This window comes from Streptomyces sp. NRRL F-5135 (assembly GCF_000719775.1).
Classification (GTDB): domain Bacteria; phylum Actinomycetota; class Actinomycetes; order Streptomycetales; family Streptomycetaceae; genus Streptomyces; species Streptomyces hebeiensis.
In genome coordinates this window covers 220,680-233,103 of the sequence record NZ_JOHR01000003.1, presented here as the reverse complement: position 1 = coordinate 233,103, position 12,424 = coordinate 220,680, and the positions used below count along the sequence as shown (strand labels likewise).

Sequence of the window (12,424 nt, the reverse complement as noted above, 5' to 3'; positions counted from 1 at the left end):
CGCCCACCGAGGGGGGAGGCGGCGGTCAGTCTCCCGTGTGGCGCTCCGGCTTCACCTGGACCACCGTCAGGCCGCGGGAGCGCAGCCCCTCCACGATGCGCGGGTCCGCCTCGTCGTCGGTCACCAGCGTCCAGTCGGGCCGCAGCGGTGTCCAGGTGTGGAACGGGTGCCGGCCCAGCTTCGCCGCGTGCGCCAGGACGTACACCCGGTCGGCGCGGCGCGCCATGAGTTCCTTGAGCCGCGTCTGGCGCAGGTCGGCCTCGCAGATGCCGAGTTCGGGCGAGACCCCGTCGGTCCCGAGGAACAGCCGGTCGAACGTGAGCCGTTCCAGGGCCGCTTCGGTCAGTGGCCCCACGAACCCTTGACTGAGGGGGCGCAGGGTCCCGCCGAGACATTCGACGTGCACGGACTCGATGTCGGACAGTTCCTGAAGGGCGGTCAGGCCCGTGGTGGCCACCGTGATGTCCTTCGCCGAGCGCAGTTCGTGCGCCAGCGCCCCCACCGTGGAACCGGCGTCCAGCAGCAGCGTCTCCCCCGGCCGGACCTCTGCCGCCGCCCAGCGCGCGATGGCCTGTTTGGCCTCGAACGCCTCGCCCGTCCGCTGCCGCAGCGACGCCTCGGGGTGGGCGGCCAGCGCCATGGCACCGCCGTAGGTGCGGGCGAGCCGCCCGTCGCTGGTCAGCTTCGCTAGGTCGCGGCGGATCGTGGACGCCGTCACCCCGAAGAGCTGGGACAGCTCCTCGACGCTGGCGAGACCGGTGGTCGTCGCGAGATGGACGATACGGTCGCGCCGGGCCTTCGAGCCGATCGCAGGCATCTGTCCTGTGTCCTCAGTCGTGATCTTCTCGTCCTTCGTGCTGACGGCCCGGCGGTCAACGGGCCGGAGCGGTCGACATCTCGGCGGCCTGGCGCAACGCCTCGACCATGCTACCGGGCTCGGCCCGGCCGGTCCCCGCGATGTCGAAGGCCGTGCCGTGGTCGACGGAGGTACGGATGACCGGCAGCCCGACGGTGAGGTTGACGCCGGCCTCGATCCCCATCACCTTGACCGGTCCGTGGCCCTGGTCGTGGTACATCGCGACGATCAGGTCGTAGTCGCCGCGCGCGGCGAGGAAGAAGGCGGTGTCGGCGGGGAGCGGTCCGACGGCGTCGATGCCGTCGGCGCGCAGGGCCGCCACGGCCGGGACGATCTTCTCCTCCTCTTCGCCGTAGCCGAACAGGCCGTTCTCCCCGGCGTGCGGGTTGATCCCGCACACCCCGATCACCGGGCGCTCGACACCGGCGCGCACCATGGCCTCGTGGCCGCGGCGCACGGTCCGCTCGACCAGTCCCGGCTCGATGCGGCGCACGGCGTCGATCAGGCCGATGTGGGTGGTGACGTGAATGACCTTCACCTTGGGGGTGGAGAGCATCATCGAGACCTCCTCGACGCCGGTGAGGTGGGCGAGGAGTTCGGTGTGTCCGGGGTAGAGGTGGCCCCCGGCGTGCAGGGCCTCCTTGTTGAGGGGGGCGGTGCAGATGCCGTGCACCTCCCCGCGTACGGCGAGGTCGGCGGCGACGCGTACGTACTGGTACGCCGCGTCGCCCGCGACGGCGGACAGTTCGCCCCAGGGCAGCTCCGCGGGGAGCAGTCCGAGGTCGACGACGTTGATGCGGCCGGGGGTGAACTCGGCGTCCGCGGGGCCGTCCACGGGCACGATCGAGCAGCTGACGCCGAGGATGCGGGCGGCCTGGCGCAGGCGTTCGGCGTCACCGATGACGACGGGGCGGCAGCGGCCGACGGTGTCGGGGTGGAGCAGCGCCGGGACGATCACCTCGGGGCCGATGCCGGCGCCGTCGCCCATGGTGACCGCGATGATCGGGAGCGGCCGTGCGGCGGCGCCGCTCGCGTGCGCCGGGGCGGTCGACGGGGCTGCGTTCACAGGACTTCTCCTTGCGGTGCGGGATGAGGTGCGAAAGGGGCGGGTGCGGGGTTCGTCGTGGTCCCGGCCGGATCCGCCGCGGGGCTCACCGCCGGGTCCGCCGCGGGAGTCGCGGCCGGGTCCGCCGGGGTGGTCGTGGCCGGGCCCGCCGTGACGGTCGCGGTCCGCTCCGCCGTGGCCGTCCCGGCCACCGGGTCGGCCGGCACTCGCGATGCCATGAGGGGGCCGTGCCCGGGCCTGAGCGCCCGGGCGATCCGCAGCAGCGACCAGGTGTCGCCATAGCTGCCGGGGCGGGTGACGACGGAGCGCCCGTCAGGGGTGCGGCTGTGCACGGCGCCGTGGTGGATCTGCCCGACGGGCCGGAGCTCACCGATGCCGAGCGCGTCCAGGACCCGGCGGGCGGTCTCGCCGCCGGTCAGGACGAGGTCGGTGGGGTGCGCCAGGGCTGCGACGGCCCGGCCGAGCCCGGCCGCCGTCCGGCGGACCGCGCCGTGCCGGATGCCCTCGGCTCCGTCGATGCTGACGACGGTGACGCCCGCCCGCTCCGTGGCGAGCGGCGGCGTCTCGCCGGGCCGGGCGAGGAGTTCGGGGGACAGCACGGTGTGCCGGGCTCCTGCGGCCGTGAGTTGCGCGATCTGCGCAACGGCGCCGGGCTCCGCGGTACCGACCACGACGAGCAGTGGACGGTCCGGCGCGTCCCTCCGTCGGTCCGTGCCGACGCGCTCGGACACGGTCCGGCCCGCGTCCGGTGACGCCGCGTCAGCGCCGTACGGTGACGTCTCGTCCGGGCGGGGGCCCGGCACGTCGTCCGGTCGGCCCTCGGCCCGGCCGACCAGCCGTCCCAGCGCGGCGGCGAGGCCGCCCGTACCAAGGAGTCGTACGCCGGGCCCCAGGCGCAGCGCGGCGGCGGCGATCGCGTCCAGGTCGGCGTCCGTCTCCGCGTCGCACACGGGATGCGTGCCCGCCGCCAGGAGCCGGCGGAGCCGCTCGGTGAGGTCGTCGCCGCTCCCCCGCACCAGCGCGAGCGGCACGGGCGCCGTGGCCAGCGGGCCGAGCGCCTCGGCCACCGAGCGCGGTGCGGGCCGGGGTTCCGCCCGCCAGGCGTCGGTCGTGTGCAGGGGCGCGCCGTGGAGGTGGACGACGCCGTCGCGGACGGTGCGGCCGGCCGCCGGCAGGGCGGGGGCGATCACCAGCCCCTCGGCGCCCTCGGCGTAGGCGAGGGCCTCGGCGGCGAGGTTGCCGCGCAGCAGGGAGTCCGTCTTCTTGATCAGTACGGTCCCGGCGGGGACGTCGCGCAGGGCCGTGCGGACGACCCGGGCGGCCTCGTCACCCGGCAGTTGACGCGTGTCGAGGTCCAGGACGAGCGCTTCGCCCGCCGGGGGCGGCGCGGCGTCGCCGGGGCCGAGGACGATCCGGCCGGGGAGGAGCAGCGCCACCGCGGTCTCGGCCGCGCCGGACAGATCGTCCGCGAGGGCGAGAACGGCGGTCGGATCATGCCCGCCAGGGGGATCGAGGAGCACGGGCACCTCCCTTGGGACGGCCCGGGGCGGGCCGCTTCGGTGCCTGATGATGACACATGTTGCGCGAAGTGCGCGAGACCTCTTGCGCGGAACACGCAATCATGCCACCTTGTGCGGCGCGACACCTGCTGATGCCGGACATCCGGGACGCCCCTCGTCGGACCGACAGAACGACGGACCGGCGGACCGGCCGGCCGGAGGACCCGAAGGACCGGAAGGACCCGAAGGACCGGAAGGACCCGACGGACCGGAAGGCCCCGGCATCAGCGGCCCGAGCCGGTCGCCTCCCAGAACTCGAGAAGGTCGACGATGACCCCTATCCCCCGGAGCGCGCCCCTCGACGCCTCCCCCGCCCCACCCGCGTCACTCAGCCGCCGCTCCCTGCTGCGCGCCACCGTCGCCGGCGGCGCGGGCCTGGCCCTCACCCCGCTGGCCGCCTGCGCCGGCCCCACCGGGGCACCCGGCCCGGGCACGCTCACCCTCGGCCTGAACCGGTCCCTGGTGAGCCTGGACAACAAGCTCAACCAGTTCGACGCCGCCGTCACCGTGCAGCGCGCGGTCCGGCAGGCCCTCACCCGGATCGGGCCCGGCATGAAGCCGCGGCTCGTCCTCGCCGACCGGTTCGAGATGACCGCGCCCACCGCCTGGAGCGTGCGGCTGCGCGACGGCGTGCGCTACTCCGACGGCAGCCCCGTCACCGTGGCGGACGTCGCGACGGCACTCAGGATGTACGGCGAGGTCAGCGGGTCCTTTCTGCTCGGCCTCTTCCCGGAGCTGCCCACGGTCGAGCAGACGGGTCCCCGCACTTTCCTGCTGCACACCGACAAACCGGTACCGGTGCTCGACCGGCTGATGGCCAACATCCACATCACCCCGGCCGCCGCGAACAGGCCGGAGGAACTGCAGAGCGGCGTGGGTTCGGGCCCGTACCGGGTGCTCAAGGCGAACGGCGGCGCGGGCGAGTACACGCTCGGCCGCAACCCCCGTTACTGGGGCACACGGGCGCGGGCCGAGACCGTACGGGTGCGGTTCGTCCCCGAGGAGGCCGGCCGCGTCGTCGCGCTGCGCAGCGGCGAGCTGGACGTGGTGGACACCCTCACCCCCGACTCCGCGGAGCAGCTCACGGGCCTGCCGGGCGTCGAGGTCGAGGAGGCCCCCGGGGTGCGCATGTGCCAGCTCTTCTACAACTTCCGCAAGCCGAAGGACCATCCGCTCGCGGACGTCCGGGTCCGGCAGGCGCTCAGTCACGCGATCGACGGCGACGCCCTCGTACGGGACGTGCTGAACGGATCGGCGGAGGAGGCGGGCGGCGTGGTGCCGCTCGCGCTCGAAGGAGCCGTGCGGACCGGCCGCTACAGCTACGACCCCGGCAGAGCCCGCGGCCTGCTGAAGTCCCTGGGCGCCGAGCGCCTGCGGATCAAGGTCATCTGGGAGAGCGGGGAGTTCGCCGCCGACGCCTCCGTGATGGAGGCCGTGCTGGACATGTTCAAGGACATCGGCGTGAGGGCCTCGCTCCAGCAGTTCGAGCCCGGCGGGGACATCCTCGCCTGGCGGCAGGGCAAGGCGGGCGACTGGGACGTCATCGGCAACGGCTACGGCAGCCCCACCGGCCAGGCGCTCACCACCCTCCAGGGCATGTACGGCGGGACCCCGGCCAAGGAGCGCACCCGGGACGCCTTCATGGGCTATGTCGTGCCCCGCATCGAACGGCAGTTGTCGGCCGCCGCGACCGAGGTGGACGACGCCGAGCGCGCCCGGCGGCTGGCGGCCGTCCAGCGGGCGATCTGGGACACCTGGCCCAGCCTGTGGGCCTTCGCCCCCAAGACGCTGCTCGCCCGCAGGCAGCGGGTGCGGGACCTGGCGCTGCTGCCGCTGAACTCCTACGACCTGTCCGCCGTGCGGCTGGAGGGCTGACGCCATGCCGATGTATCTCGCCCGGCGGCTCGGCCAGAGCCTGCTCACGGTCTTCCTCACCCTGACCACCGTCTTCCTGCTGGTGCGGCTCGCGCCCGGCGATCCGGCCTCGGCGTACGCGGGCCCTACCGCGACGAGCGCCGATCTGGCGCGGATCCGGGCGCAGTTCGGCCTGGACGAGCCGCTGCTGACGCAGTACGGGATCTACCTGCGCGATCTGGTGAGCGGGAATCTCGGCGCCAGCTACTCGTTCCACGCGCCGGCGCTCGACGTCGTGATGGACCGGCTGCCCTACACCGTCACCCTCGCCGTCTCGGCGATCGCCGTCACCGCCGTGGTGGCCGTGCCGCTCGGTGTGTGGATGGCGCGCCGCGCCGACTCCAAGCGGGAGCTGGGCGCCAATGTGCTCACCGTCGCCGGGCAGTCCGTGCCGGACTTCTGGACCGGGGTGATGCTGCTGACCGTCTTCGCCGTACTGCTGCCGGTGCTGCCCGCGTCCGGGTTCACCTCGTGGAGCGGTCTGATCCTGCCGACGGTCACGGTCGCGATCCTCCAACTGGCCCTGATCTCCCGGCTGGTGCGCCGCGAGATGACCGCCGCGCTCAACTCCCCGTACATCACGGTCGCCCGCTCGCGCGGCTTCTCCGAGTCCACCCTCACCTGGCGCTACGCCCTGGCCAACTCGGGGGTCCCGCTGCTCACCGCGATCGGCACCCGGTTCGCCGCCCTGCTCAACGGTGTCGTCGTGGTGGAGGTGGTCTTCGGCTGGCCCGGGGTCGGCTCGCTCGTCGTCCGCGCCCTGGAGACCCGTGACTACCCGCTCATCCAGGCCACCGTCCTGGTGACCGCGACGCTCGCGATCCTCGTCCAACTCCTCGTCGACCTCGCCTACCCGCTGCTCGATCCGCGGGTACGCCTGGGAAAGGCGGCCTGAACCATGACCACCGCCCTGTCCGGAGCCGATCCGGACGTCTCCGCCACCTCCCCCGGCGGCCGGCCCAGCGCCGTCACCGCCCGCGACCTCGCCCGTGCCACGGCCACCCGGCAGCGCCGCGGCGCCCGGTTCCGGCTGTGGGCCGGCACGGTCTGCACCGCGCTCGTCGTCCTGCCCGTCGCGCTGGCGGGGCTGCTGCCCCTGCCGGACGCCGACGCACAGGACCTGTCCCGGCGCCGGCTGCCACCGCTCAGTGAGGGCCACCTGTTCGGCACCGACCAGCTCGGCCGCGACCTGCTCTCGCGGATCCTGCACGGCGGCCAGGTCTCCCTGACGGTCGGTGTGCTCGCGGTCCTCGTCTCCGGCCTGATCGGCATCGCGGCGGGCGCGGCGGCCGGGTTCTTCGGCGGCTGGGTCGACTCGGTCGTCTCCCGGCTGCTGGAGGCGCAGCTCGCGCTGCCCCTGCTGATGATGCTGCTGCTCGTGGTCGCCCTGTTCGGGCCGTCGGTCACCGTCATCACCTGTGTGATCGCCGTCGCGCAGTGGCCGGAGGTCGCGCGGCTCACCCGCTCGCTCGTCCTCGTGGAACGCGAGAAACCGTATGTCGCCGCCGCCCGGGTGCTCGGGCTGCGCGGCGTCTCCGTCCTCGGCCGGCATGTCGTCCCCAACATCATCCGCCCGGCGAGCCTGGTCGTCCTGCTGCTGCTCGCCCAGGCCGTGCTGCTGGAGAGCGCGCTGAGCTTCCTCGGCGCCGGTCCCCAACGGCCGTTCGCGACCTGGGGCCGGATCATCTCCGACGGCCAGGACTACATCACCACCTCGTGGTGGCTGGTCACCCTGCCGGGCCTGGTCATCGCCCTGCTGGTGGTGGGCGTCAACCTCGTCGGCGACGGACTGCGCGACCGTACCCGTACGGCGCGGGCGCCGCGCGGGGCCCGGGTGCCGCGTGGAACCCTCGCCTCGCGTGTCACGAAGGGAGCCTCCAGGTCATGACCACGGACACCGGCCGCGCCCCGCGGCCCACCGGCGCCCCGGCGGCCTCCGAGCGTGACACCGCCCCGCTGCTGGCCGTCGAGGACCTGCAGATCGAACTCGTCACCGCACACGGCGTGGTCCGTGCCGTGGACGGCGTGAGCTTCACCGTGGACCGGGGCGAGACCGTGACGCTCATCGGCGAGTCCGGATCCGGCAAGTCCACCACCGCCATGGGCGTCCTGCGGCTGCTGCCGGAGGGCCTCGCGGTGCTGTCCGGCGCGGTCCGCGTACAGGGTGTGGACCTCGTGGCCGACCCCGGCGCGGCGCGCCGGGTGCGCGGCCGCACCGTGTCGCTGATCCCGCAGGACCCGATGACGGCCCTCAGCCCCGTGCACACGATCGGCCGTCAGCTCGGGGACGCGCTGCGACTGCGCCACCCCGGCCTGTCCCGCGCGGAGGTCAGGGACCGGGGCGTCGAACTCCTCGCCCAGGTCCGCATCCCGAAGCCCGAGACCCGCTGGAAGGCGTATCCGCACCAGTTCTCCGGCGGCATGCTGCAACGCATGCTGATCGCCGTCGCGCTCGCCGCGCGGCCCCGGCTGCTGGTCGCCGACGAACCGACCTCCGCGCTGGACGCCACCGTGCAGGCGAGCGTCCTGGACCTGCTGATGGAACTCCAGGAGAAGGAGGGCGTGGGGATGCTGATGATCACCCATGACCTGGGCGTGGCCCGGGTCGTCTCCGACCGCATCCATGTGATGAAGGAGGGCCGGTTCGTGGAGTCGGGATCCGCCGAACGGATCGTGGACCGGCCGCGCGAGCCGTACACGCGTCAGCTGCTCGCGGCCGTGCCGCGGCTCGGCCCCTGGGACGAGAACGACACCACCGGCGCGGTCGGCGCCCGGGACACCACCGCCCCGAGGGGAGCCGCCACATGACCGGCACGACACCCGCGGACGGCGCGGGTACGACGACGGCGGAGCGGCCCTTCCTCAGCGTCGAGGACCTGGTGGTCGAGTACCCGACGGCGCGCGGCCCCTTCCGCGCCCTGGACCGGGTGAGCCTCACGGTGCCGCGCGGCGGCTCGGTCGCGGTCGTCGGCGAGTCGGGCTGCGGGAAGTCCACCCTCGCCCGGGCGCTCGTACGGCTGCTGAAACCCACCTCGGGCCGGATCGTCGTGGACGGCACGGACATCGCCGCCCTGCCCGAGCGACGGCTGCGGCCGCTGCGCCGGCGGGTACAGATGGTCTTCCAGGACCCGTACGGTTCGCTCGACCCGCATCTGACCGCCGAGGAGATCGTGGCCGAGCCGCTGCGCCACGCGGGCGTCCGCGAGCGGGCCGAGCGCGCCCGGCGCGCGGCGGAGCTGCTCGACCGGGTCGGCCTGCCCTCCGGCGCGCTGCACCGCAGGCCGCCCGAGTTCTCCGGCGGCCAGCGGCAGCGCATCGGCATCGCCCGGGCGCTCGCCTCCCGGCCCGAGCTGCTGGTCTGCGACGAGGCGACGTCCGCCCTCGACGTCTCCGTCCAGGCCCAGGTGCTGACGCTGCTGCGCGAGCTCCAGGCGGAGACCGGCATCGCCTATCTCGTCATCGCCCATCACCTCGGCGTCGTCCGGGAGATCAGCACCGACGTCGTGGTGATGCACGCCGGCCGGGTCGTCGAGCGCGGCCCGACCGAGGCCGTGCTCGCCTCACCGGCCGAGGAGTACACCCGGGCGCTGCGCCGGGCCGCCCTCGACCCCACCACCGTCCGGGGCGTGAAGCCCCGGCACCTGCTCACCACCGCAACCGCACCGGAAGGCACTCGCTCGTGAACACCGGCTTCGACCTGCCCCACGTCCCCCTCCCGCTGTCGCGTCTGGTCCTCGGGACGATGACCTTCGGCGACACCGTCGACCGGGCGGGCGCCGCCGCCATGCTCGACACGGCGCTGGAGGCGGGGCTGACCGGCGTCGACACGGCCAACGGTTACGCGGGCGGCGAGAGCGAACGCATCCTCGCCACGCTGCTGCCCGGCCGCCGCGACCGGCTCGTGCTGGCCACCAAGGCCGGTATCCCCCACCCCGACCAGGGTGATCACGCCCCGCTGTCCGCCGCCGGGATGCGGGCCGCGCTGGAGGGCAGCCTGCGGCGCCTGGGCACCGACCATGTCGACCTGTTCTACCTGCACCAGCCGGACCGGACCACGCCGGTCGCCGAAACCCTCGCCACCGTCGCCGAGTTCGTGGCGGAGGGCAAGGTCCGGGCGCTCGGCGTCTCCAACTACGCGGCCTGGCAGATCGCCGACCTGTGCCGGACGGCCGACGAGGTGGGGGCGCCCCGCCCCGTCGTCGCCCAGCAGCTGCACAACCTCCTCGCGCGCCGGATCGAGGAGGAGTACGTGGAGTACGCGGCGGTCACCGGGCTGCGGACGATGGTCTACAACCCGCTCGGCGGAGGGCTCCTGACGGGCCGTCACCATTTCGGGGAGGCGCCAGGCAGCGGCCGGTTCGGCGACTCCCGGCTGGCCGCGATGTACCGGGAGCGCTACTGGGACGAGCGTCTCTTCGACGCTGTCGGCCGGCTCACCCGGATCGCCGCCGAGGCGGGGATGCCGCTCACCGAACTGGCGCTGCGCTGGCTGCTGGACCGTCCCTCGACCGACGCGCTGCTCCTCGGCGGCTCGCGAACGGAGCACCTGCGGGCCAATGTCGAGGCGGCGCACGCCGGTCCGCTGCCGGCCGAGGTGACGGCGGCCTGTGACGAGGTCGGCGCGGCGCTGCGCGGCCCGATGCCCGCGTACAACCGCTGAGCCGTCCCGCCCTCGCCCCCGCCCCGCTGCCGTCCGGCCTCGCGCGACATCTCGTGACATCTCTCCGACCATCTCCCGAAGGGACGACGCCGATGCCCCACCCCCTGTCCGAGCCCGGTCCGCCCGACCCGGACGCCGCCGACGGTGTCGTCCGGCCGCGCCCCGACGAGCCGGGCCGGGCCGAGGCCCGGCTGACCGCGCCGGGCGCGGCGCAGAACCACGCCGCGAACCTGACCGTGCTGCCCGGCGGTGACCTCGGCTGTGTCTGGTTCGGCGGTACGCAGGAGGGCGTCGCGGACATCTCCGTGTGGTTCTCCCGGCTGCCCCCGGGCGGCGACACGTGGTCCGCCCCCGTCCGGCTGTCCGACGATCCCGGGTGCTCCGAACAGAACCCCGTCCTCTTCCCCACCCCGTCCGGGGAGCTGTGGCTGCTGCACACCGCGCAGCGCGCCGGTCACCAGGACACGGCCGAGGTACGGCGCCGGATCAGCCTGGACAACGGCGCGACCTGGGGGCCCGCCACGGTGCTGTTCCCGGCCACGGCCGAGGGCGGCGTCTTCGTCCGCCAGCCGGTCACCGTGCTGGAGTCGGGGCGCTGGCTGCTGCCGGTCTTCCGCTGTGTCCGGGTGCCGGGGCAGCCGTGGGACGGCGGTCATGACATCAGCGCGGTGCTGGTCAGTGACGACGCGGGGCGCGGCTGGCGGGAGCGGCCGGTGCCGGGCTCCACCGGCCTGGTGCACATGAACGTCCACGCGGGGGCGGACGGGGCGCTGCTGGCGCTGTTCCGCAGCCGCCGGGCGGACGCCGTGCACAGGAGCACGTCGCCCGACGGCGGGGAGACCTGGACGGTGCCGCGGGCCCTGCCGGTGCCGAACAACAACTCCTCGTTGCAGTTCGTACCGCTGGGCGACGGCCGGCTCGCGCTGGCGCACAACCCGAGCAGTGCCGCCGACGCCACCGCGCGTCGTGTCTCGCTGTACGACGAGATCGACGACGAGGGTCTGGCCGACGCGGCTCCGGCGCGGACGGCGGAGGCGGTCGACTCCACGGAGGCAGGCGGCTCCACGCCGACGTCGGGCTCCACGGCGACCGCGCCGGAGCCGGTGGCCCCCGCCGTGCCCAGTGCCGCGTTCTGGGGTGCGCCGCGCGCACCGCTCAGCCTGTCGGTGTCGGCGGACGGCGGGCTGACCTGGCCGGTGCGCCGGGACCTGGCGACAGGAGACGGCTACTGCCTCACCAACAACTCACGGGACGGCCTGAACCGCGAGCTGTCCTACCCGACCGTCACCCGCGCGACCGACGGAACACTGCACGTCGCGTACACGCACCACCGGAACTCCATCGCGTACGTGCGCCTGGCACCGGAGTGGGTGGCCCGGCACCTCTCCCGCTGAACGGGCCCGTGGACGGGGCCGCCCCCCGGGCCCGCCCACGGGAACCGCTGACGCGGGGCTTGCGGCGGGAATACCCGCCCGGGCCCGGTGGCTGGCACCGGTATGAGCACTCTCGGACTGATCGGCAGTGGACACATCGGCAGCACGCTCGCGCGGCTCGGCGTCGCCGCGGGCCTCGACGTCGTACTGAGCAACTCACGCGGCCCCGAGACCCTCGCCTCCCTGGTGGCGGAGCTGGGGCCGCGTGCGCGGGCGGCGACGCCGGCGGAGGCCGCGGCCGCCGGCGACCTGGTCGTGGTGACCGTCCCGCTCAAGAACTACCGCCAGGTGCCGGTGGCGCCGCTGGCGGGCAAGGTGGTGCTGGACACGAACAACTACTATCCCGAGCGCGACGGCCGGATCGCCGAGCTGGACGCGGAGGCCGTCACCACGAGCGAGCTCCTCCAGCGGCACCTGCCGGACGCCTCGGTCGTCAAGGCGTTCAACAACATCTTCTTCAAGCATCTGGCCGCGCTGGCCCGGCCCTCGGGGGCGCCCGACCGCTCGGCTCTCCCGATCGCCGGCGACTCCCCCGAGGCCAAGACCTCGGCCACCGAGTTGCTGGACGTGCTGGGCTTCGACGCCGTCGACGCGGGCAGCCTCGCCGAGAGCTGGCGTTTCCAGCGCGACACGCCGGCCTATGTCGTGCCGTACGCGAAGAACCCACAGGGTCTCGGGATCTCGGCGGACGATCCGGGAACGCGCGCGGACGCCGCGGCCCTGCGCACGGCCCTGGCCGCCGCCACCCGTCCCGCTGGCCACTGACACGGCCGGCTGACGCCGCGTACGAGACGAGGCTCCGGCGACGTCCTTCCGGGGGGCCGCCGGGGCCTCGTTCGCGTACGCGCGCACGGCACGCGCCACGGCCGCCCGGCAACCGGGCCGGCAGCGGGCCCGGCGCCTTGCGGGGCCGGCGGATCCGGCGGCGGGCCCGGG

Annotated in this window: 11 protein-coding genes; 8 read left to right on the top strand and 3 right to left on the bottom strand. The window is 74.4% G+C overall.

All coding sequences use genetic code 11. The annotated features are described in order from the left end of the window. Positions 1-25: 25 nt before the first annotated feature. The 3 genes from IG02_RS0106365 to IG02_RS0106355 are packed head-to-tail and all read right to left on the bottom strand — an operon-like array spanning position 26 to position 3,442. Positions 26-817, bottom strand: coding sequence for a DeoR/GlpR family DNA-binding transcription regulator (locus IG02_RS0106365; RefSeq protein WP_030742860.1), 792 nt, complete (start codon positions 815-817; stop codon positions 26-28). 55 nt (positions 818-872) lie between these two features. Further along, entirely contained in the window at positions 873-1,922 is a 1,050-nt protein-coding gene (gene pdxA / locus IG02_RS0106360) for a 4-hydroxythreonine-4-phosphate dehydrogenase PdxA (protein WP_234314625.1), read from the bottom strand. Next, on the bottom strand, positions 1,919-3,442 hold the full coding sequence (locus tag IG02_RS0106355) for a four-carbon acid sugar kinase family protein (RefSeq protein ID WP_063756734.1): 1,524 nt from the start codon (positions 3,440-3,442) through the stop codon (positions 1,919-1,921). Before IG02_RS0106355 ends, pdxA begins: the two co-directional genes overlap by 4 nt. 309 nt (positions 3,443-3,751) lie before the next feature. On the opposite strand from IG02_RS0106355, the gene IG02_RS0106350 reads away from it, so the two are divergent. From IG02_RS0106350 to IG02_RS0106315, 8 genes are all read left to right on the top strand, one after another. Beyond that, positions 3,752-5,356 carry an ABC transporter substrate-binding protein gene (locus IG02_RS0106350; protein ID WP_051764569.1) on the top strand — a complete coding sequence of 535 codons (1,605 nt, stop codon included), beginning with the start codon at positions 3,752-3,754 and terminating at the stop codon, positions 5,354-5,356. Between the two features lie 4 nt (positions 5,357-5,360). Further along, positions 5,361-6,290: an ABC transporter permease gene (locus IG02_RS0106345; RefSeq protein WP_030742850.1), complete on the top strand. Its 930-nt coding sequence runs from the start codon at positions 5,361-5,363 to the stop codon at positions 6,288-6,290. Between the two features lie 3 nt (positions 6,291-6,293). Further along, entirely contained in the window at positions 6,294-7,283 is a 990-nt protein-coding gene (locus IG02_RS0106340; RefSeq protein WP_051764568.1) for an ABC transporter permease, read from the top strand. After that, positions 7,280-8,203: an ABC transporter ATP-binding protein gene (locus tag IG02_RS0106335; protein ID WP_051764567.1), complete on the top strand. Its 924-nt coding sequence runs from the start codon at positions 7,280-7,282 to the stop codon at positions 8,201-8,203. Before IG02_RS0106340 ends, IG02_RS0106335 begins: the two co-directional genes overlap by 4 nt. Further along, on the top strand, positions 8,200-9,078 hold the full coding sequence (locus IG02_RS0106330) for an ATP-binding cassette domain-containing protein (RefSeq protein ID WP_051764556.1): 879 nt from the start codon (positions 8,200-8,202) through the stop codon (positions 9,076-9,078). The genes IG02_RS0106335 and IG02_RS0106330 overlap by 4 nt, the downstream gene beginning before the upstream one ends. Continuing rightward, positions 9,075-10,055, top strand: a complete 981-nt coding sequence (locus IG02_RS0106325; protein WP_030742840.1) for an aldo/keto reductase — start codon at positions 9,075-9,077, stop codon at positions 10,053-10,055. Before IG02_RS0106330 ends, IG02_RS0106325 begins: the two co-directional genes overlap by 4 nt. A 92-nt stretch (positions 10,056-10,147) precedes the next feature. Next, entirely contained in the window at positions 10,148-11,449 is a 1,302-nt protein-coding gene (locus IG02_RS0106320; protein WP_051764554.1) for a sialidase family protein, read from the top strand. A 102-nt stretch (positions 11,450-11,551) separates the two neighbouring features. Further along, complete coding sequence (locus IG02_RS0106315; RefSeq protein ID WP_030742836.1) at positions 11,552-12,253, top strand: NADPH-dependent F420 reductase; 702 nt, start codon at positions 11,552-11,554, stop codon at positions 12,251-12,253. The last annotated feature ends 171 nt before the right edge of the window (positions 12,254-12,424 follow it).

Excerpts from the sequence above, each read along its gene's own strand:
- IG02_RS0106330 (WP_051764556.1), top strand. The coding sequence starts at position 8,200 with ATGACCGGCACGACACCCGCGGACGGCGCGGGTACGACGACGGCGGAG.
- IG02_RS0106340 (WP_051764568.1), top strand. The coding sequence starts at position 6,294 with ATGACCACCGCCCTGTCCGGAGCCGATCCGGACGTCTCCGCCACCTCC.
- IG02_RS0106320 (WP_051764554.1), top strand. The coding sequence starts at position 10,148 with ATGCCCCACCCCCTGTCCGAGCCCGGTCCGCCCGACCCGGACGCCGCC.
- IG02_RS0106345 (WP_030742850.1), top strand. The coding sequence starts at position 5,361 with ATGCCGATGTATCTCGCCCGGCGGCTCGGCCAGAGCCTGCTCACGGTC.
- IG02_RS0106350 (WP_051764569.1), top strand. The coding sequence starts at position 3,752 with ATGACCCCTATCCCCCGGAGCGCGCCCCTCGACGCCTCCCCCGCCCCA.
- IG02_RS0106365 (WP_030742860.1), bottom strand. The coding sequence starts at position 817 with ATGCCTGCGATCGGCTCGAAGGCCCGGCGCGACCGTATCGTCCATCTC.
- IG02_RS0106335 (WP_051764567.1), top strand. The coding sequence starts at position 7,280 with ATGACCACGGACACCGGCCGCGCCCCGCGGCCCACCGGCGCCCCGGCG.
- IG02_RS0106315 (WP_030742836.1), top strand. The coding sequence starts at position 11,552 with ATGAGCACTCTCGGACTGATCGGCAGTGGACACATCGGCAGCACGCTC.